The sequence below is a fragment of the Sphingobacterium sp. Lzh-3 genome (genome assembly GCF_046764375.1).
Taxonomy (GTDB): domain Bacteria; phylum Bacteroidota; class Bacteroidia; order Sphingobacteriales; family Sphingobacteriaceae; genus Sphingobacterium.
On record NZ_CP177226.1, the window covers coordinates 3,304,767 to 3,326,832 of the forward strand.

Below are 22,066 nucleotides of genomic sequence, written 5' to 3' on the forward strand. Positions count from 1 at the left end.
TAATTGATTCTAATTAACTAATATAAATTTACTACTTATTCCTTATTATACAGTGTTATATATCTACCTTTATACCTATTTTAGTAAAATAATATTATTAAACATATATCTGCAGTATAGGGAATCTAACCATACGCTTAGATATATTTTTTTTAGATTTAATTTACTGTCTTTATGAAATTGGATGAGAAAGACCTTATGATTCTGGATCTACTGCAACAAGATGCAAATATCAGTAACAAGGAAATAGCTGATCGTGTTAGTTTATCTATGACTCCTGTATATGAAAGAATTAAGAAATTGACGGCAACTTCGGTTTTAAAGCAGAAGGTCTATCTACTAGATAGAAGAAAACTTGAGCTTAATCTGATGGTTTTAGTATCTATTAGTATGGAGAAACATTCGAATGAAAGTGCACTATTATTTATGGAAGAGATACAAAAGTTTCCGGAAGTAGTTGAGTGTTTTCATGTAACTGGCGCATTTGATTATCAAATCAAGGTGATGGTAAGGGATGTTGATCACTATCACGAATTCAATTTCAGCAAACTGGCAACGATCAAAGGAATCAGACACATGGAAAGTTATTTCGTGATGAAGGAAATTGTGAATACAAACCGTCTTCCGCTCTTTCTCTAATAAAATTACAGCTAGACTCTTTTTGTTTTTTCTTCTGCAAGTAGTAATTTCTCATTTCCGATCAATACAAGTTGAACTCCTACCTACACCACACGCATAGGTTTAGGGCAATATGAAAAGTATTCCGATCGGTCTTCCACGTTTAAATAATTGTGGAAATTTGATTTATATTTATGTACGTAAAGTTTGTATATGTTAGAAAATTTTGAATTCTATTTATTTTTAGTTCTATTGATCACCATGCTAATCATGGTGGCAAGAAAAATCCAGGTCGCATACCCTGTTCTACTCGTATTGGCGGGACTTGTAATAAGTTTTATCCCTGGAGTTCCCCCTATTAAAATAGAGCCTGAATTAATATTCATCATCTTTTTACCACCGCTATTATACGAAGCTGCTTGGTCAACTTCCTGGAAAGAACTCTGGCGATGGCGCAGGATTATCTTCAGCTTTGCCTTCGTCGTCGTATTTTTCACAGCATTATCGGTTGCCATATTTGCTAACTATTTTATACCAGGATTCTCTCTAGCCTTAGGTTTTTTACTAGGAGGAATAGTTTCCCCTCCTGACGCGGTTAGCGCTGGTGCAATTTTAAAATTTGTAAAGGTACCCAAAAGATTAGCCTCCATTCTAGAAGGCGAAAGTTTATTGAACGATGCTTCCTCATTAATAATTTTTCGATTTGCCATGATTGCCGCAGCTACTGGTCAATATGTATGGTACCAAGCTGCTGGAAGCTTTATTTGGATGTGTGTTGGTGGTGTAGGAATTGGTCTTATCATCGCGTATATTTTCCTCAAAATGCACAAACTTTTGCCTACCGATTCCAATACAGACATATTATTAACTTTCATAGCGCCTTTTTCGATGTATTTGATGACAGAACAACTTCACGCTTCAGGGGTTTTGGCGGTAGTGAGTGGCGGACTATTTCTCTCTTACCGAAGTCACGATTTCTTGAGTAGTGCATCTCGGATCCGAACAGTAACCGTATGGGAAAGCTTCTGCTTTTTGTTAAATGGAATCGTCTTTATGCTTATTGGATTAGATTTGCCTGAGATAGTTTCTGGATTGGGCGATACTAATATCTCTACTGCAATTGGCTATGGTGTAGCCGTTACAATAGTACTTATTCTTGTAAGAATTTTTGCAGGATATGCGGCCGTCATTACGACATTGATTATGAGAAATTTTATAACAGTTGCAGATGCACAGTCGCCAGGTTGGCAAACTCCCTTGATTATTGGTTGGACGGGAATGCGTGGTGTCGTTTCCCTGGCCGCAGCACTGTCTATTCCCTTGACGTTAGCAGATGGTACTCCATTTCCCCAAAGAAACCTTATTCTTTTCATCACTTTTGTCGTGATTCTTCTAACTTTACTCGTTCAAGGCCTAACACTTCCTTTTATATTAAGAAAAATCAAATTAGTTGACAGAGATTTTGTACGAAGTGAGAAGGAAATCGACTATGAAATTCAGAATAGACTGGCTCAAGTGGCTGTTGACAAAATCCGAAACGACTATGCCGACAAAGTGGAAAGCTTTCCGACCTTGAAAGATCAGTTACAGAAATATGAAAATCAATTGCGGAGCTCGGAAATCATCATTAATTATGCCGAATACCGTAAAATATATATCGATATTCTTGAGTCACAACGTATCTGGCTTATCAATAAAAATCGGGAAGAACTTTTGTTAGACGAAGAGATTATCAGAAAACATCTTCGTTTATTAGATCTCCAGGAAGAAAGATTAAATATGAGAAGTTAGGTTTTTCAAGATCAGCTTAGTCTTATAGTTTATGACCGACAATGGAGTTTATTGTCGATCATAAACAAATAAGTCAATTACTCTTCATCTAAGTAAATATCGTGAACAACAAATTTAATATTTTTGTTAAATACGAGCATATCTTCGACATCTTCCGAGTCTATAGCATACAGGGTTTCAGCTCCTCCATCATCCAAAAGTTCTGAATCTGGTATAAGCTCGAAAAAAGTAATTCCGTTCACAACAGATAGCTCTTCAACTTTAATATAAGATACGTCTTGGCTTTTCCAAAGTGATAGCATCTCTTTGGAAAATAATTGATAATTATTTGCTTGGTTTGACATGGGCGCAAATTAACAAAAAAATAGTTCATTCTGTCCGTCTTATAACGACTCTAAAACCTTGTTTACTTTCTCATTTTTCGGATTAATTTTTAAGACCTTTTTATAATTCTCCTTTGCACTAGTTTTTTGCCCCGCTTTCAGGTAGGCCTCAGCTATACTATCATAAACATTTTCACTATTCGGATATAGGACCGTATTAACTCTAAACATTTGAATAGCTTGATCTATTTTATTCTGACTAAGCAACTCATAACCAGCACTATTCAAAAAGCCTTCCGAGAGTAATTCATGTGCATTATCAATTTCCTTTGCTTTTTGATAAGCTTTTACTGCATCTTCATAGTTTCCTTGCATAATAAATTCAAAAGGAATAATATCGTTCTCACTAAGTTTGGGATTTCTGGAGTAAATCTTTTTATCACGCAAGATCTGCACAAGTACATATCGATCTGTCACAGAATCTTTTGGGAAGACAACCATCACATTGCGATCTCGCATGGCAAAAGTATCTGCAGCCACTTTAACCAATTCGACTGGCTTATCTAGATTTTGGACAGACATTAGTTTACCATTTTCCTTGTACACTTTTATAAATCCATATTTATCAACCCGATAACGTCCGCCATAGACCTGCAGATCTTGATTTCTTAAAGGCAAAATTTTATTTACAGGAGCAAGATAATTGGGCCATTGATACGTTAATGCGACAGCGCGTACAAGTTCGCTGATAAATTCAGGCTGGTTTGTATTCGTGAGTATGACAACTCCATCTCCGCTTGTTTTACTTCCCACAAAATAAGAGCTAAAGCCTTCGTTCCAACCGCCATGACAAAAATAAGATGAGCCGTTATAATCTTCTAGGAATACACCTAATCCTACAATAGGTTCAATATAGGGACTTGTGAATTCTTCTGCCATCTTCTTAGAGATAACAAGACTACTTTTGCCATTTAAGGTCCGTTGAATATCGATTACGAATCTAGCGTAATCTTCTGCTGTTGACCATAGGCCCGCAGCCGCCTGTTCCGGGTAGACATGATATCTTCCTTCGACCTTTTTGCCATCCATCGTATAAGCCGTCGCCGCAAATTGTCTTTTTGATTCAGGAAGAGGCTGGGCAAAAGTACTATTTTTCATACCCAAAGGTGAGAGTACCTTTTCTTCCATAATACTGCCATAATCTTTTCCTTCAATGTCAACGAGCATCTGTTGAAGTACCGTATACCCACCGCCTGAATATCGAAAATTTGAGCCAGGAAGTTTATCAACATAAACCATCGGTGTATTAGCTGGCTTTACACCACTCAGTATTTCAACCGCTGTAGGAATTGGGTCTATAACTTTATACCCCGGAAATCCAATGACCGTGAAACCAGCCGTATGACTGAGGATATTCTTAAGCGTAACATTTTTTGCTTTGGTCAGGTCATTATCTGATATCCTCCATGATTTCAGATATACATTCACATCGGCATTCGGATTTAACTTGCCAAGCTCCACTTCTTTCAAAGCCGCATATGCACTCACAGGTTTGCTCATGGAGGCCAATTGAAACAGCGTACTGGAGGTGACAGGTGTTTTCGATTCAAGATCCGCAAAGCCGTATGCCTTACTCCATAGCACTTTTTGATCTTTGATTACAGCTATACTTAGTCCGGGAACATGGTAGAATTCCATTCGTGATCGTATATCCCAAGGGGGTTCTCCCTCGAAACGAACTGTTGGTATTAAACTGGATTCGACTTCGGCTATACTGTTCTTCAAACGATGTTTCGTTTGCGCTGAGACTGTTGCTACAGCTATCACTAAAATTGCTATTATAGGTAAAACTTTTATGCTGTCCATAATAATTTAAAATTTGATTTAAGGAGATTATACCTGCGGCACTGAATGTCCGTCGTGCCCTTACATGATCTCGTATGTTTAATACCAACTTTGCCACCAAAATAATATACACCTATAATTCAGCTACATAAAAAACTAATCACAATATAAATCGTTCATATTTGAACATTCTATGTTCGAATATGAACGATAAAATAAAGTTTAAACATTTGCCAAAACAAGAAATTCTATTACCTTTGCAATCATCAGATGATATGACTATATGAAGACTGAAGCTATCGTACGAAAATCTCTGGCAGAGGAAGTTGCCACAGCAATAGAGGAAAAAATAAAATCGGGAGAATTTCCTGTTGAATCTAAGCTTCCAACGGAACCAGAATTGATGAAACAATTTGCTGTGGGCAGATCCAGCATTCGTGAAGCTGTCAAATATTTAAGTCAATCAGGCTATCTAAATGTGCAACAGGGGCTTGGTACTTTTGTCAAAAGTCGTACCGGTCATCATGCCCTTGATTCAAAAATTGAGAAAGCCAATTTTAACGATATTTTTGAAGTTAGACACGTATTAGAGTTACGAATTATTGAAAAAGCAGCCTTAAATCGTACTTCGAAAGGTCTCAAAGATATGGCGCAGGCACTTAAAAATAGAGCTAAATACGCCGAAATGGGAAATTTGACCGCATGCGTTAATGCTGATATTGCCTTTCACAGTGCAATTGCTGAATCATGTGGAAATAGTATTTTGACCGCTTTATATACAACCTTGTCTGAGCATGTCAATAAGTTCTTCATGACTATTTATAAGGATACAGTCCCCTTCCTAACTTCACAACAGCAACACGAGGAACTGATGTTGGCAATCAAAGATAAAGAAGTGAAAAAAGCTGTTGATATTGCTAACCGAATTATCCAACAACTGTAATTTTCCTGTAGCATATGCAAACCATCAATCTCAATATATTTTATTTTTATCAACCAAAACATCAGATGACCTGATGAATATTTCATTTATGAAAACACAATCATTAAACCCGAATGGATCTTGGAAAAGTTCCGAAACCGTCTATCCAATTTTATTTGCGATTAGTCTTTCACACTTGCTAAATGACTTGATTCAATCTGTCATACCAGCAGTGTATCCCATGTTAAAATCAAATTATGCCCTTAGTTTTACCCAAATTGGTATTATAACGTTGGTTTTTCAGCTTACCGCCTCTATTTTGCAACCTTTTGTAGGTTTGTATACAGATAAAAACCCTACTCCCCGGTCACTTGCTGTCGGTATGCTTTTTTCTTTAGCCGGATTGATATGCATTTCTTTTGCGTCAAACTTTATCTACATTCTCCTTTCTGTAAGTCTAATTGGGATGGGTTCGTCTATATTTCATCCTGAAGCTTCTCGAGTTGCTCATTTAGCTTCCGGAGGCAAAAAAGGGCTCGCCCAGTCGATCTTCCAGGTCGGTGGTAATGCTGGTGGTGCGATAGGTCCCCTTCTTGTCGCACTTATTGTGATCCCTTTTGGCCAACAATACATCGGTGTGTTTGGGGTATTGGCCATTGTAGCCGTTATGATTCTTACTTATGTTGGTAATTGGTATCAAATACACCTCAAGCCTAAGACACAAACAACTTCTGTTGCTGCTTCAAAATCTGATCTGTCAAAATCAAAAGTAATATTTGCACTTGTAATTTTATTGATACTCATTTTTTCCAAATATTTTTACATGGCTTCAATGACCAGCTACTTCACCTTTTATTTGATCAATAAATTCCATGTTTCGGTTCAGGAGTCTCAGATTTACTTATTTATATTTCTTGCTTCTGTTGCCGCAGGCACCATATTGGGCGGCCCCTTGGGCGACCGATATGGTCGTAAATTAATTATTTGGGTGTCTATTCTTGGAGCGGCGCCGTTCACCTTACTATTACCCCATGTAGGTCTAGGAGCAACCATTATACTCGCTATTTTAATAGGTCTTATTATCTCGTCTGCATTCTCTGCAATCTTGGTCTATGCAACAGAACTCATCCCAGGAAAGGTCGGTATGATTGCTGGTTTATTTTTTGGCTTTGCTTTTGGTATGGGGGGAATTGGTTCAGCAGTTCTGGGCTGGCTCGCAGATCAAACCTCAATCGAATATGTATTTAATATCTGTGCTTATCTTCCATTAATTGGAGTAGTTACGGGGCTATTACCCAATATAAATCAGAAGAAAAAGTAATTTTAAAATCAGTGCGTCCAAAAAGTTAGTCTTCCGTTTTGTGGGAACTATTTTGAATAGCTGTTACCGCGTCAACCTATCCAAAGAGCTATCGTGAATGACATCATAATAACTAAAATTGTACCTACGCAAACCGTATTATAAATTAGCCGCAAAAAAAAGCTGTCCACATTTGGACAGCTTTTTTTAAATACTAATAACCTGGATTTTGGATCAATTTTGTATTTCGATTAACTTCATCGCGATGTAAAGAAGTATAGTACATCTTGTCATCCCAGTTCCTATTTTCGATGCCTGGATCAATATTGGAGACCGTATATGTATAAGTGTAGTTATCGGGACTATATTGATAAAGGGTTACATTTTTACCAGCTTTTAGGGTTCCCGTAATGTTTATAATATTTGCTTTCCGACCTATAGTTTCTGCAGCGATCATCCAACGTCGAGCATCAAAGAAGCGGTGCTCTTCGTAGGCCAATTCAATACGGCGCTCGTTTCTATAGCGTGCTTTTAATGCCGTGCCTGTTTCACTGGTAGGTATTGCAGGCATTCCAGCTCTAAAGCGGATTTTGTTTAACCATGTTTTGGCTTCATTCTCTTCTCCCAATTCAAGACATGCTTCTACATAGTTCAATATCGCCTCTGTGTAACGAAACATTGGCCAGGGTATGCGCTGCCTTGTGTTCTGATCCTGCATTGTAGGATCCGGATCCGTAAACTTACGAATATAATATCCTGTCCGGGAACCATTCCAGTCTTCAATCGGACTTTTTCTTGTATCGAGACCAAATTGGATTACCTTTTGTCCTTTGGCGTTCATTATTTCGTATTGACCTGTTTGAATTTGGTTCGCCTTATCTCTTTCAGCGACGTCTGCTGTCCTGGGTTTCCAGTCTGCACCATCATATAAAATCGTTGCCTTTAAACGCGGGTCGCGGTTTTGATAAGGATTTGTAGCCATAGAAGGATTGGACCAATCAAATTTTTGGCCGTTAATGGTCTCGTAATCGTCTACCAAGAGTTGTATCGGTGTATTTCCTGCCCAGTTATGATAGCCATTTGGACCGTTATCTCGCCCTACCCAGCCACCACGTTCATCCTTTTCGTCAATAAAGAATCTACCCAGAATGATATCTTTTCCTGCTGTAAAATCAACTGTCTTGCTCCCCCCTCCTAACGATACAGCCATATAGTTGGCCGTGCCTTCACTGGGTGACGCTTGTTGACTCAAGTCTAATTTATAGGCAAATTCCGTATGATCCAATACGGCTTTCGCTGCAGCTTTTGCTTTTGTCCAGCGCTCCACCTGATTGCCACTCGTGTACATTAAATACTCTGGATTTTTATACCCAGCTAATAATGTTGATTTTGCTTTGGCTTTACCCGCATCATGGAGGTCACTGGCGGCATATAAAAGCACCCTTGACTTTAAGGCCAATACAGCTGTTTCATTAGCACGTCCTTTTGCCGATGAAATACCTTTTAATAAAAGAGCTGCGCTATCGAGATCCTTCACGATCGCATTGACACACTCCTCATAGCTGTTTCTCGGAACCATATAGTCTTTATCATTCAATGTATATATCTTATTATCAATGGGTATGCCACCATAAAAGCGTAACAGCTGTTGATAATAATAACCACGTAGGAAGTAGGCTTCGCCTAAAAGCTTATCAGCCTTTGCTTTGTCAAACTTGGGTGAGCTTAAATTAGCAATGGCAATATTTGTTGCACGGATACGTGTATACATACGTCCATATTCATAAGTATCCATTATATAGCCTTGATCAGCTGGATTTGATCGAGATTCGGTGACAGTATTTATCCCGCGGTTAGGGTGTGTAAATAAAGCCTCGTCTGTCATAGATGCCATTTCCTGTTCATAAAAGCCTCCTACTCCAAAACCGTTATAGATTTCTGTCACGAAAGCCTCAGATAACCCTGCATCCGACCAAACGATCTCCTGTGGCACTTCACTGAGTGGCTTTGTATTTACAAAATCGTCATTACAAGCTTGTAATGAAGCAGAAAGTACAAGGAGTATAAGTGATATATTTTTAATTTTTTTCATTTTTTTCTTAGTTAAGTTCTTGCGATAACAGCTGGTTAGAATGATAATAATGCACCGACATTAATCAATCTTGCTTGCGGATAATATTGGCCCAAGGCATTAACTGCTTCTGGATCATACATCTTTATCTTACTCCAAGTGAGGAGGTTCATACCATTGGCATAAAGACGTAATGAACCAATACCAATTTTGCTACAAATACTTGAGGCTAAATTATATCCCAATTCTACGTTTTTCAACCTTAGATAATCTGTACTGCGCATCCAATAGGTATTGTTATAGGAATAATATTGATTTCCACGATCTGTCAAACGGGGATATACACTACTCGGGTTACTAATGCTCCAACGTTTATCGTAGAACTCTTCTACAAAATTTCCGATAGAACCCGATTCATCCGTACCTACACGTATCTCTCCACCTGTAGCTCCCTGAAATAGGACCGATAGATCAAAGTCTTTATAGGTTAAGCTAAAATTGAACCCGCCCTGGAACGTTGGGTCACTATTTTTGTCGCGTCTAACTTTATCATCTGGTGTTATTTTTCCATCACCATTGAAATCTTTATACTTCATATCTCCTGGACGTAGAGTTTTTGTAATGGCACTGTAATCCAATTTATTGTTGGCAATGTCTTCCATGTCGCGAAATACGCCATCATAAACATAATAAATATCCGTTTTGATAGGCTTACCGGTACTTTGTTGCCATGCCGGAGCGCCGGGAGCTTCATCCCAGAAGATAATTTTGTTCTTTGCATATCCACCATTAACACCTACAGTATAGCCCAGATCTCCCACTTTGCCACGGTAACCTAAATTAAACTCCCAGCCCTTATTATCCACTTTACCTATATTTTCAGCGGGTAATGTCATACCCGTACTTTGCGGTATGGAAGCATTTTTGCGCCATAAAATAGAGTTACGACGATTTTTAAAAATGTCGAACTCAAAGTTTAACTTCCCTTGCAAAAACTGAAAGTCAAATCCAAGATTATAATTATTGGCAACCTCCCAAGTAATCATTTCGTTCGGAACACGACTTTCATAAAGAGTTTTCGCAAGTTTATCGTTGACGATGTATGTTCCGAAAGAGTAGGTCGAGAAGTATTGATACTCTTGTAGTTTGTCATCATAATAGATATTATCATTTCCCATCTGACCATATGAGGCGCGTATCTTGAAATAATTGATTACAGGAATATTTTCTTTCCAGAAATTTTCTTCAGATACGACCCATCCCGCCATAGCACCCGGGAAAAAACCAAATCGTTCACTTTCCGGAAACATATACGAGCCGTCATAGCGCCACAGAAATTCCGCAATGTATTTACTTTTGTAATTATAGCTAAAACGACCAAAGTAATTTAACCGTGCTCTTTTCCATGCAGATCCGTCATTGTTTTTTTCTTGTTCTCCACCCGCGAAAAGATAATCGATGGCAGTTGAAAGAAAATAGCGACGATATGCACTAAATTTATCATTATCGATTGTTTCTCTGTTGATACCAGCAATAGCATTCACTTGATGGTCACCAAATTTTCGGTCAAAGCTCAAGATCCCTCCGAGTAAGATATTTAACTGATCTTCATTACTTTGATTCAAATTTGGGTCGGCAGGCCCGCGTCTTCCCGGAACCAGTTGTGGTGTAGTACCATCCGCTTCATAGGCCCCTTGCCAAGAATATAATGTCCAGGGTGTAACCCATGTCTTTTGATTCTTTACGTATTTGTCAACAGAGGCATTCAATGTTAATTTAAGGCCATCTATCCATGGATTTGTGATCTCAACCTGCCCATTTGTTTGAAAATAATACCGTTTATCGTGATCGTAACCTGTCGCATTAGTGGTAATTACCACCGGATTTTCGCCATTTTCGATATCTGGTCCCGGCATTCCATTGGGCCATATTGCAGGTTGTGTTGGATTTCCCCGCATTAGCATTCTGAAGATTGTGCCCGCACTCTTAGTCGGAAAATTTCGATTTTCCTGTCTTCCCAAAACGCCAAATTGTGTTTTAATATACTGGCTGATATTGGCATCCAAATTAATCCTTAAATCATATTGTTTATAGCCTGTAGCCGAATTTTTATAATAAGCATCCTGATTTTGATACCCCAAAGACATTAAATATTTCACATCCTCCGTACCACCATTAATTTGCAAATTATGGCGTTGTTGAGGTGACCAGTCTTTTAAAGTCGCCTTATACCAGTCCGTATTCGGATGTCCCCAAGGATCTGATCCGTCCTTGAACTTTTGGATATCATCTGGTTTAAATGGTGCATCTAATACCCCACCGCCCTGCTTGTTGTAACTACCTTTCTCGTTGATGGCGGTATAAGCCGCAGACCATTCTTCAACAGGAAGGTTATAAATCTCGAGTTCATTTCGGATATCAGCAAATTGAGCTGCATTCGTCAATTTAGGTATGACAGTCGGTTGTGAATATCCTTGGTTAAAAGTGTATGAAAACTGAGGTTTTCCTGTTTTCCCTCTTCTTGTCGTAACCAGAATAACACCATTTGCCGCCCGGGCACCATAAATAGCCGCAGAAGCGTCCTTTAAAACTGAGATGTTTTCTATATCACGAGGATTAATCCGATCGATCCCACCTTCACGCGCTGGAACCCCATCAATAACGACCAATGGACTGCTATTCCCTAATGTATTTGTACCCCGTATTTTTATGTTTGAACCATCGTATCCGGGTTCAGCACTTCCATTAGTCGCGGTTACACCAGGTACTCTTCCAGTTAATGCATTGGAAACGTTTAATGCCGGTGATTGAGCAAGATCACTACCTTTAACAGTAGCTACAGCACCTGTAACCGTTTCCTTGCGTTGTTTTCCGTAACCAACAACAACGACTTCTTCAAGATTGGATTCCGAATTCAAAAGCGTGACATCTATCGCATGCCGTCCTTTTACAGATTCATCCATAGACTGCTTACCCACCATCCTAAAATTAATGATCGCATTCATAGGGACCTTATCCAACTTGTACTTACCCTGACTGTCGGTTTTTGTTACGAGGTTCGTTCCATTTACAGATACTGTTACTCCAGGAATTGGCATTCCTGTTTCATCATGTACCGTTCCGGAAACGCTTTGCTCCTGTTGAAAGAGAATTCCATAGCTTGCGAGGGTTGCAGCATCAACGATTTGAGGACTCAGGGCCACTAAAGAGCACAACGATCCAGTCCAAAACGCTCTCTTCCATTGATTTGAGAAATAATGGCAGTTAATCATAAAAACTGTTTAATTGTTTAAATTTTGTGTTTAATTAGTTATTTTTTTACTCCTTAAAGACATATCGGTTTAGGCGTCTTATCAGAAGTGGTTTATAATTGTTTATCTAACATGAAAATACGAAAATAAATATACAAAGCAAGTGTTAATTTTACACTATTTAACACTTTAACTTTAATCAACTGAAAATAAGCAGTTTGCAAAAATAAAAATGGTTAGTCTTATTTTTCGATCAGGTATAAAACAACCTTATTAGGATGATACCTGGTACAAAAATCGCTAACTGCTCGTCTTTAAAAGAAATTTCTGAAAGAAAAGTATACTCTAGTATATCGAAAGTATATTATCAATTTTTTAAATAATAATATGCATCTTTATTCCTTATAATCAGATCTATAATTGATTGTTTTAAAACAACTATGTGTGTACAAACAATGGAGCTCAATACGGATCTATTAATAGCAAAGAAATAGTTATATCTACGAACAAAACTATGCACCTAAAAATCAGGCAAGAAAAGTCAAGTGATCCAACTATTGTATTCGAACTGATCCGACTCGCTTTTGAGAACGAACAGTATAGCGATCATCAAGAGCACATTCTAGTAGAAAAACTGAGAAAGAAAGCGGAATTTATACCACAACTGTCCATGGTAGCAGAAGTTGAGGGAGAAATAGTAGGCTACATCCTCCTGACAAAGGTGCAGATTATTGATAAAGAGAATCAAAAAGTTTTCGATTCTCTTGCCTTAGCTCCTGTCGCTGTGCTACCTCTATTTCAAGGAAAAGGAATTGGCGGAAAATTAATTCTTGGCGCCCATCAGATTGCAAAAGAATTGGATTTTGGATCGGTAGTTGTGCTCGGACATGCAGACTATTATCCTAAATTTGGATATGTACCTGCATCAGTCTATGGTATAAAATTTCCATTTGATGTTCCTGATGAAAATTGTATGATAAAAGAACTAACAGACAATTCCTTAAAAGGTATACAGGGCACTGTCCATTATCCAGAAGAGTTTGGTGTTATTTCATAAACCAAACTCTTCATTATGATTTGATGCTAATTAACAATTCTATTTAATATTTAATCGGATAGTCTTGCATAAATTCAAACTGATAACCATCTTTTTTCAGTGCATCTATTAAAGAAGACAACTCCTGTTGCCCCTTTTGCGTTTGAAACATATCATCATGCATCAAGAAAACAACATTATTAGGCACCATTGAGCTTTTATTGTTCATATAATTCCGAATATGTGACAAAGTAGACTCCTGGCTCTGTATAGGTGCACCAGTGATGCTATTAAGCCGCCACTCGACATCCCAACCATAAATTGTATATCCGTTCTTATGCAATAGATCGGCGGTACTGGATCCATTCTTAAGGTCGATCTTACGAACATCATCATATATCCAGATATTCCTGCCCGGAAGTCGAACGATCTTATGTTTTAGATTGAGATCTTTTTCATTCTTTTCAAAATCAGCAAATGCATTTTGGGGGTTATTATAAAATCGAGAATACTGATTGTTTGCATGTGTATAGCTATGATTATAACAGGCTATAAGCGGATTGGACTCATAACGGGCAAGATCGCGTTTCCGCCCTTTGCTCATATTAGCGTGCTTGCCAATCAAGAATACACTCACTTTAATGTTTTTTTCTTTCGCGATAGAATCAATAAAGGCGCTACCAATCAATGGTCCGTCATCGAAAGTCAGATAGATATGTTTTGGATACGTATCAAATGCTTTCCGCAGGGAATCCTTAAGTTCACGTTTTTGTTGTTTGATCGGAACAGGATGCAGACTATCTACTGTAAATTGAATCTGATTTTTCTGAAGTGAATCCCACCTATTTAACAAATGTGGTATTTTTTCCTTGACAACCAATTTTTCCGTAAGTGTGTCCTTCAGCTCGCCTTTTCCCAAGACTTTGTTTGAAAAATCCTTACATGCGGTTACACTAAACATTGTACTACAAATGAAAAGTACCACAAACAACCTACTACACTTCATATCAATCGCTAAAACTTTAATGAATTTCTTTTTTCAAAATTACTACAAAAACCTATTTATTAACCATAAAATCTTACAAATCCCTACTTTCAGGGATAAGGTTAGTAACCTTCATCAATCCCGTACACCTCTTTTATGGCTTCAGTTTTTATTATAAATCCGATATAAGAAACAATCGTGCCACTTTTTTGACAGTTGGTCTCTATTTCTTTTTAAAAAATAGTGCTTTGTTATATTCAAAATTCATGCGCGCTATATTCAAAACTGATATACCTTGTGGGCATTCCACCTCGCAGGCTTCTGTATTCGTGCAGTGACCAAATGACTCCAGATCCATTTGCTTCACCATATTTAAAACACGTTCACTGCGCTCTTCTTTTCCCTGTGGAAGCAAAGCCATATGGGTAATCTTTGCGGAGGTAAATAATGCAGCACTACCATTTTTACACGTTGCAACACAAGCACCACAACCAATACAGGCCGCTGAGTCAAATGCTGACTCAGCTAACTCATGAGAAATAGGGATCACTGTCGCGTCTGGGGCTTGACCAGTATTGATGGATACAAATCCCCCGGAAGAAATAATTCGGTCAAAAGCCGAACGGTCCACTTTCAAATCCTTTTTAACCTGAAATGCTGCTGATCGAAAAGGTTCGATAAGAATCGTATCGTTATCTTTGAATGAACGTAAATGTAGCTGACAGGTGGTTGTATGCTTAAGAGGTCCATGTGCGATGCCATTGATCATCATACCGCATTGCCCACAGATCCCCTCGCGACAATCATGGTCAAACTCTACAGGTTCGTCTCCATGCGTAATAAGCTGTTCATTTAGGGTATCCAACATCTCCAAAAACGACATATGTGGATTGAGATCTGTTAAGGTGTAAGTAACTAATTTTCCTGTAGCGTTGCGATCTTTTTGCCGCCATATTTTAAGGTGTAAATCCATAATCGTTCTATTTATTTATAGCTTCTTACAGTTGGTTGTATTTCTTCAAAAATTAATGGTTCCCGAATTAGCTCAGGTTCTTGCCCTTCTCCCTTCCAGGCCCAAGCGGAAATAAACTGGTATTCAGCGTCATTCCGTAATGCCTCCCCATCTGCAGTCTGATATTCCTCCCGGAAATGTGCCCCACAGGATTCGTTCCGCGTCAACGCATCATAACACATCAATTCTCCAATTTCAAAGTAATCGGCTACACGTCCAGCTTTTTCCAATTCCGTATTTAAGGTATTGGCTTCACCACTAACAATTACATCTTTATAAAACTCTTGCTTCAGCCTATTAATCTCCACAATAGCATAACGGAGGCCTTTCTCATTACGCGCGAGCCCACAATAGTCATAGAGTATTTTACCCAGTGTTTTATGAAAATAATCTACGGTTTTACTGCCTTTAATCTTTAAAAATCGATCAATTTGCGCACGAACACCTGCCTCTGCACGTTCAAACTCAATATGGTCCGTAGAAATTTTGCCCGTGTGAATATCGTTTGCCAAATAATTTGCAATCGTATAGGGCGCAATAAAATAACCATCCACAGAGGCTTGGAGCAAGGAATTGGCACCCAATCTATTTGCACCGTGGTCTGCAAAATTAGCTTCACCTAACGCAAATAAGCCCGGCAGGCTTGTCATCAGCTCATAATCTATCCATAATCCCCCCATTGAAAAATGCGCGGAAGGTGAAATCATCATCGGTTCTTTATAAGCATCATATCCCGTAATCTTTTCATACATATCGAACAGATTACCATATTTCTCTTGTATTTTCTGTTTCCCCTGTTCTCTAATAGCTTTTGCAAAATCAAGGTAAACAGCATTTTTAAGTGGACCAATCCCAAAGCCAGCATCAATCCTTTCTTTGGCCGCTCGAGATGAAATGTCCCTTGGAGCAAGATTACCAAATGCCGGATAACGACGTTCTAAATAGTAATCTCTCTCTTCCTCAGGAATAGCGTTTGGTTCCCGCTTCTCATCTTCTTTCAAGGGAACCCAAATCCTTCCGTCATTACGTAAGGACTCTGACATTAGTGTTAATTTAGACTGATAATCGCCAGACTGCGGCAACGAAGTCGGATGAATCTGAATCCAGCTCGGGGAGGCCATTAATGCCCCCTTCTTGTGTGCCCGCCAAATGGCAGAGCCATTACAGCCCATTGCTAGTGTCGATAGATAATAAATTTTACCATACCCTCCGGTTGCTAATATAACTGTATGTGCAGCGTGTCGTTCAAGCTCCCCTGTATCGAGATTTCGAACAATAACGCCACGGGCCTTTCCATCTATTACAACGATGTCGAGCATTTCATGTCTGGAAAAAAGCTGTACGGCACCTTTGCCGACCTGGCGCATAAGTGCCTGATAAGCTCCCAAAAGAAGCTGCTGTCCAGTTTGACCTCTCGCATAGAATGTACGACTTACCTGTACACCTCCGAAAGATCGATTGTTCAAATAGCCTCCATATTCACGACCGAAAGGAACACCCTGTGCAACTGCCTGGTCGATTAAATTGAGCGAACATTCGGCCATACGATAGACATTGGCCTCACGGGCACGAAAATCACCGCCCTTTAGCGTATCAACAAACATACGATAAACACTGTCCCCGTCATTTTTATAATTTTTTGCGGCATTTACACCACCTTGAGCAGCCACAGAATGTGCCCTTCTCGGACTGTCTTGAAAGCAGAAGGATTTTACCTGATACCCCATCTCCCCAAGAGAAGCTGCAATGGAGCTACCCGCCAGTCCGGTTCCGATAACGATAACATCCAGTTTTTTACGATTTGCAGGATTAACAAGCTTGGCAGTCTTTTTATAACGGGTCCATTTTTGATCCAACGGTCCATCCGGTATTTTTGAATTTAATGTCATGACTTCTCCCCCTTATTTAACTGTAAAAAATATATAAATAGGCATCAAAGCAAAACCAATGCTTATGATGACCGAATAGCTGATACCAATAATCTTAAACCATTTAACAAATTTGGGATGGAATAACCCCAAAGTTCGAATCGCACTATGAATCCCATGAATAAGATGATAACACAGGGCAACCATCGATAAAACGTAAATAAGTACATACCACCATTGCTGAAAAACCTCGATTACAAGCACATATAAATCCTTGTTACCGCGTTCATCAAGTGGAGGAGCGCCAAATTTATACACGTACCAAAAATTCTGGAAATGGATAACTAAAAAAATGAGGATCAGGGTCCCTAAAATCCCCATATTGCGCGAATACCACTTGCTTGCTCTTCCCCGATGATCTGAAACATAGTGGGCACCGGTCTTTTTATTCTTTACGGTGATGATCAATCCGTCCAAAGCATGCACAATAATGCTTGCATAAAGTACGTAAGAAATAATTTTGATCAAGATATTGCCTGCCAAAAAATGTGAGTAGGCATTAAATTGTAGATGTGCTTGTTCCTGCGGTAAGAATAGCTGTAAGTTCCCTAGAAAGTGAATCAGTAAAAAGAACGCTAAAAATAAACCCGTCAGACACATAAGCATCTTTTTTGACAATGTAGATAACATAATAAGATCTTAATTTTAATAATAGCCTATAACCTTCATCCACAATCCACCAACGCCCATATAAATAACCAATAATACGATACCAATTTCCAGTCCACGTAGCCACCATGATTTTAAATCGACGTATCCGCTTCCAAAAAATACCGGTGCAGGGCCATGGCCATAATGTGTCAAAACACCATAGATAGAGCCCAAGAATCCAAGCATCATTGCAAGCAGCATTGGCGGAATACCCAAAGAAACACCAACCCCCAACAAGGCCGCATACATAGCCGCAACATGGGCGGTAGCACTCGCAAAAATGTAGTGACTAAAGAAATAAACAAGAATGATGACCGGAAAGGCTATTTGCCAGCTCAAATCACCAATCTGTACTTTGATCAGGTCGCTAAACCAACCGATAAAGCCAAGCTCATTTAAAGAACTGGCCATCATAACCAAAACAGCAAACCAAACAATCGTATCCCATGCTCCTTTTTCGGCTTTAACATCCTCCCAGGTCAATACAGAGGTCAGTAAAAGCAGTGTCAAACCGATGAAGGCTGTGGTTGTCGCATCAATTGAAAAAGAACCACCAAAAATCCATAATGCCAATAAGATAAAGAACGCCAAAAGCATCAACCATTCATTTCTGGAAATTGGTCCCATCTCTTTTAATTTCTGCGCCGCCATCTTAGGTGCATCACCTGTTTTTTTCAATTCAGGTGGATATAACTTATAAAGAACAAGCGGTACGACAAAAAATGCGACAATACCGGGTATAAATCCAGCAATCGCCCAGGACATCCAGGTAATATCAATTCCTAGGTTCGCAGCAAATTTTTGACACATTGGATTACTGGCCGTTCCCGTCAAAAACATCGAAGAAGCAATTAGATTCATATAATAACTATTTAAAGTTAGATAGGATCCCAATTTTCGATGTGTCTCTGGCTTATCTGGAACAGAATCAAAACTAATTGCCATCGATTTCATGATGGGATAAATAATCCCTCCCCCTCGGGCTGTATTACTTGGAATCGCCGGAGCCAAACAAACATCCGCCAAGCCCAATCCATAAGCAAGTCCTAATGAACTCTTTCCAAAAACTCGAATAAAAAGAAAGGCAATTCGATTTCCCAGTCCAGTTTTAATAAAACCCCGGGCAATAAAAAAGGAGATACCAATCAACCAAATTACCTTATCTCCGAAACCTGTCAAAGCTTTAGTAATCGACTTACCCGCATCTCCCGGGGCCAATACTTGTGTCAGGGCCGTAAACGCAATGGCCATCATACACATCGTACCCATAGGAGCCGCTTTTAAAATAATCCCAAGAATGGTTGCGGCGAAAATTGCAAATAAATGCCAGGCTTCCGGACTGACGCCTTTCGGTATTGGGATAAACCATAAAATGAGTGCTACTAGAAAAGTAATGGCAACATTTTTAATACTGATTTCTTTCATGATAAACGTAGTTTAATAGATTAGAATCGACTTTGTACTTGAACAATAAATAAATTTTTATTGAATTCGCTGGTATTCTCGGTCTGCTTTTTATATCGGTCCAACTGAAGTCCCAACTGTATCCTTGCACCATAATTTTTTAAAAATTCCAAGCCAAACATCGGCGTATATGTTTGACGCGCATTTGCATTGAGTTTGTAATTTGGGTCAATATACTCATACCGACATGATAGCTCAAAAGCACTTAGATTGAAATAATTCACTTCATATCTTAAGTTGGGTAGAAAATAGATACCGCGGACCAAATAGTCGCTCAACTTGGATGTTCGCGCACTTTCTTCCAAAGAATAATACAGGTTATGATTGATCGCCTGTTTTGCTTCCAGTTGCATATCAAGATTCCATCGTTTACCAAAATTGACATTCCCAGTTAGATCTACACCTAATGCATGTACCTGTTTTTTCATCACATCGCCAACGCCTCCATTAAGCCCTAAATTAATACCATACTTCTTTGAAAGCCCAAAGACCAGACGGGTGGCATATTGCTTACCATTATCGTTATCAACAACTTGATTCTTCCCGTTCCCGTTCACCACAGATAAGGAATAACTAAAGGGCATATCGCCTAGCGTAGTCTCGCCTGTCGCAGCAACCCCGATTTGAAAACTTGCCCAACCTAATTTACCGAATTCAAGATACTGGTTCGACCAGTCCAAAGATTTGATGATGTCAATAGGGTAAGTTTCCTCGATGCCAAACCAAGGACGAAATTGGCCCACTGTGATTGCCAATTTGGGACTAAATGTATATTTCAAGTAGGCATTTTCGAGCACTTTTGTTTTGGGATCGCTTTTGAAATCTGCGAGGTTAGCTAATACAGCAACTTCAGTACGCTTGCTAATCTGAGCGCGCATCTGTACCCGCATATATTTTACCATAAAATTGTTATCCGTACCTGAACCATCACTGTGATGTAGCCCATTGACATCGACATCTTTTGTAGCACTAACAAGGTAACGGGCCTGAAACAAACCTTTCACCTGAAGCTTGGGATAAGTCGTGTCATCTTTTTTTTGTTGCACAGAATCAACTTTATTTTCTTGTACAGTACCTGGTTCTTGCCCTTTGACCAAGGTATGGCTCAATAAACATGCAATAGAAATTGGAATGTAGCGTTTCTTCATACTTAAACAATTTTTTTCTTAGCCAGTAGCCCAGCTCACTTCTCATTGTTAATAATCTTGTCGTTCTAAATCTAATGTTGTAGGTACAACACATAGCTTTAAAAAATGTTTTGTTATTCTAATAAAATTTAATAACTGTAAGAAAATCAAACGGATTAAAAAAAGATCAGGTATAAATTCCACGTTTTTATGTAATTTCACAGGCGAATTTCAATACAATCTAAATTTAAGACCTATAGATTGATCTTTTCATGAATTTTGCAGTTCATGAGAAAACTTCATCATTTAAATATGGAATACATTTTAGAATCGATAAATATATTATGAAAGAAAAACTACTCAGAACATGCTTTATTGGCCTTGCGCTCCTTTTGATCCAAAGCTTTTCAGTATCAAGCGTTCACGCCACAGACAAAGAAAAAACCGCTATGTTTTGGACCTGGCTAGATTACAACGCTAAAACAAACTTTGATTCTATTTGCCGTGAGATGAACTATCTAGGGATCGATGGCGTGATGTTAAATGCTGCTAGTCCAGATGAGTATCGTGTAGCGATTCCTATTGCAAAAAAATACGGAATCCAGGTTATAGCCTGGCTTTGGACGATGAATCTGGAACACGACAGAGATAAAATACTTAAAGAGCATCCAGATTGGTTCAGTGTCAATCGCAACGGAAAAAGTCTCGCAGATACCACTGCATACGTTGGTTATTATAAATTTTTATCGCCTGTAGTACCAGGAGTAAAAGAATATATCAAAAAGAAAATTGAATCCTATTGTGAAGTTGAGGGATTGGAGGGTATCTCTATTGACTACAATCGTTATGTGGATGTTGTCCTCCCCACAACCCTTTGGCCTAAATACAATATTGTCCAAGATCGCGAGTATCCGGCTTGGGATTACGGATATCACCCCATTGCAATAGAAAAATTTAAAAAACAATATGGCTATGACCCTCGTACACAAAAAGATCCATCGAAAGATCTCAAATGGCGCCAATTTCGTTGCGATCAGATAACAGATATCGCCAATATGATTGCAGAAATTGTTCATTCTCATGGCAAAACAATGGCAGCATCCCCATTTCCGACCCCCAAAATGGCTTCGCGTATGGTACGTCAAGATTGGGGTAAGTGGAATTTAGATGTTGTTTTTCCGATGGTGTACAGTAATTTCTATACAGAAGATCCAAGCTTTATTAGCGATTGTACCTTAGAAAATGTGCGCGACAAAGGTCCAAATACGACCCTATATTGTGGATTGATGGCAAAAAATAATGAGGAAATTTTTGCCGATATGGATGAGGCGCTAAATAATGGTGCGCAGGGAATTTCTATTTTTACCATCCATAGCTTAAAAGACCCTCAGATCAAGGAAAAATTCAGAGCCTATACAGCTGCGGCGAAAGCGAGAAAAGCTCAAAATAATGGAACTTTAACACGGTTGGCGCACGTGAAAATCGAAAATAATCCCTTCAAAAAAGAAGGAATTATGAAATTAATCAACCAAAAGATACAAGATTTGGTCCGTTCAGAAAACCCTGCTGCCAGCCCGATAGCATTATCTAGATATAAAAAAATAGATGCATATGATGTCACTCAAAAATACCTCGTTACTGATAAGGTGAGCAAAAAGAATTTTTACGTCACCTTCTTTTTCTATGGCGGTATACTTTCCGGTTGGAATGTAGACCCAGCTCCAAATGCAGCCTAAAGGATG

Annotated in this window: 16 protein-coding genes; 6 read left to right on the top strand and 10 right to left on the bottom strand. The window is 38.8% G+C overall.

Annotated elements, in window-relative coordinates:
* Window positions 1-174 precede the first annotated feature (174 nt).
* Window positions 175-639: an Lrp/AsnC family transcriptional regulator gene (locus tag ACLCDV_RS13890; protein WP_333627564.1), complete on the top strand. Its 465-nt coding sequence runs from the start codon at window positions 175-177 to the stop codon at window positions 637-639.
* Window positions 640-831: 192 nt separating this feature from the next.
* On the top strand, window positions 832-2,409 hold the full coding sequence (locus ACLCDV_RS13895; RefSeq protein ID WP_317666472.1) for a Na+/H+ antiporter: 1,578 nt from the start codon (window positions 832-834) through the stop codon (window positions 2,407-2,409).
* A 77-nt stretch (window positions 2,410-2,486) separates the two neighbouring features.
* Here ACLCDV_RS13895 and ACLCDV_RS13900 read toward each other — a convergent pair whose 3' ends face one another.
* Both ACLCDV_RS13900 and ACLCDV_RS13905 read right to left on the bottom strand, forming a co-directional pair.
* On the bottom strand, window positions 2,487-2,753 hold the full coding sequence (locus ACLCDV_RS13900) for a hypothetical protein (RefSeq protein WP_317666470.1): 267 nt from the start codon (window positions 2,751-2,753) through the stop codon (window positions 2,487-2,489).
* A 39-nt stretch (window positions 2,754-2,792) separates the two neighbouring features.
* Window positions 2,793-4,598, bottom strand: a complete 1,806-nt coding sequence (locus ACLCDV_RS13905) for a serine hydrolase (RefSeq protein WP_411971436.1) — start codon at window positions 4,596-4,598, stop codon at window positions 2,793-2,795.
* Window positions 4,599-4,860: 262 nt separating this feature from the next.
* Here ACLCDV_RS13905 and ACLCDV_RS13910 point away from each other — a divergent pair, with 262 nt between their 5' ends.
* Window positions 4,861-5,520 carry a FadR/GntR family transcriptional regulator gene (locus tag ACLCDV_RS13910; protein WP_317666465.1) on the top strand — a complete coding sequence of 220 codons (660 nt, stop codon included), beginning with the start codon at window positions 4,861-4,863 and terminating at the stop codon, window positions 5,518-5,520.
* Window positions 5,521-5,608: 88 nt separating this feature from the next.
* Window positions 5,609-6,820, top strand: a complete 1,212-nt coding sequence (locus tag ACLCDV_RS13915; RefSeq protein ID WP_317666463.1) for an MFS transporter — start codon at window positions 5,609-5,611, stop codon at window positions 6,818-6,820.
* 193 nt (window positions 6,821-7,013) lie between these two features.
* Here ACLCDV_RS13915 and ACLCDV_RS13920 read toward each other — a convergent pair whose 3' ends face one another.
* Window positions 7,014-8,891 (bottom strand): RagB/SusD family nutrient uptake outer membrane protein, encoded by a 1,878-nt coding sequence (locus tag ACLCDV_RS13920; protein ID WP_411971437.1) that lies wholly within the window; start codon window positions 8,889-8,891, stop codon window positions 7,014-7,016.
* 35 nt (window positions 8,892-8,926) lie between these two features.
* Window positions 8,927-12,142: a SusC/RagA family TonB-linked outer membrane protein gene (locus tag ACLCDV_RS13925; RefSeq protein WP_411971438.1), complete on the bottom strand. Its 3,216-nt coding sequence runs from the start codon at window positions 12,140-12,142 to the stop codon at window positions 8,927-8,929.
* 493 nt (window positions 12,143-12,635) lie between these two features.
* Between ACLCDV_RS13925 and ACLCDV_RS13930 the strand changes: the two genes are divergently transcribed.
* Entirely contained in the window at window positions 12,636-13,178 is a 543-nt protein-coding gene (locus ACLCDV_RS13930) for a GNAT family N-acetyltransferase (RefSeq protein WP_411971439.1), read from the top strand.
* A gap of 43 nt (window positions 13,179-13,221) precedes the next feature.
* Here the strand turns inward: ACLCDV_RS13930 and ACLCDV_RS13935 are convergent, their stop codons facing one another.
* The 6 genes from ACLCDV_RS13935 to ACLCDV_RS13960 form a co-directional block, all read right to left on the bottom strand.
* Entirely contained in the window at window positions 13,222-14,118 is an 897-nt protein-coding gene (locus tag ACLCDV_RS13935) for a polysaccharide deacetylase family protein (RefSeq protein ID WP_075992649.1), read from the bottom strand.
* Window positions 14,119-14,365: 247 nt separating this feature from the next.
* Window positions 14,366-15,115, bottom strand: a complete 750-nt coding sequence (locus tag ACLCDV_RS13940) for a succinate dehydrogenase/fumarate reductase iron-sulfur subunit (RefSeq protein WP_313188369.1) — start codon at window positions 15,113-15,115, stop codon at window positions 14,366-14,368.
* An 11-nt stretch (window positions 15,116-15,126) separates the two neighbouring features.
* On the bottom strand, window positions 15,127-17,043 hold the full coding sequence (locus ACLCDV_RS13945; RefSeq protein WP_317666455.1) for a fumarate reductase/succinate dehydrogenase flavoprotein subunit: 1,917 nt from the start codon (window positions 17,041-17,043) through the stop codon (window positions 15,127-15,129).
* Between the two features lie 12 nt (window positions 17,044-17,055).
* Window positions 17,056-17,712, bottom strand: coding sequence for a succinate dehydrogenase cytochrome b subunit (locus tag ACLCDV_RS13950; protein WP_333627576.1), 657 nt, complete (start codon window positions 17,710-17,712; stop codon window positions 17,056-17,058).
* Between the two features lie 15 nt (window positions 17,713-17,727).
* Window positions 17,728-19,158 (bottom strand): anion permease, encoded by a 1,431-nt coding sequence (locus ACLCDV_RS13955; RefSeq protein WP_075992653.1) that lies wholly within the window; start codon window positions 19,156-19,158, stop codon window positions 17,728-17,730.
* A gap of 20 nt (window positions 19,159-19,178) precedes the next feature.
* Window positions 19,179-20,345 carry a porin gene (locus ACLCDV_RS13960; RefSeq protein ID WP_411971440.1) on the bottom strand — a complete coding sequence of 389 codons (1,167 nt, stop codon included), beginning with the start codon at window positions 20,343-20,345 and terminating at the stop codon, window positions 19,179-19,181.
* A gap of 323 nt (window positions 20,346-20,668) precedes the next feature.
* On the opposite strand from ACLCDV_RS13960, the gene ACLCDV_RS13965 reads away from it, so the two are divergent.
* Window positions 20,669-22,060, top strand: a complete 1,392-nt coding sequence (locus ACLCDV_RS13965) for a hypothetical protein (RefSeq protein ID WP_336836283.1) — start codon at window positions 20,669-20,671, stop codon at window positions 22,058-22,060.
* Window positions 22,061-22,066: the final 6 nt, after the last annotated feature.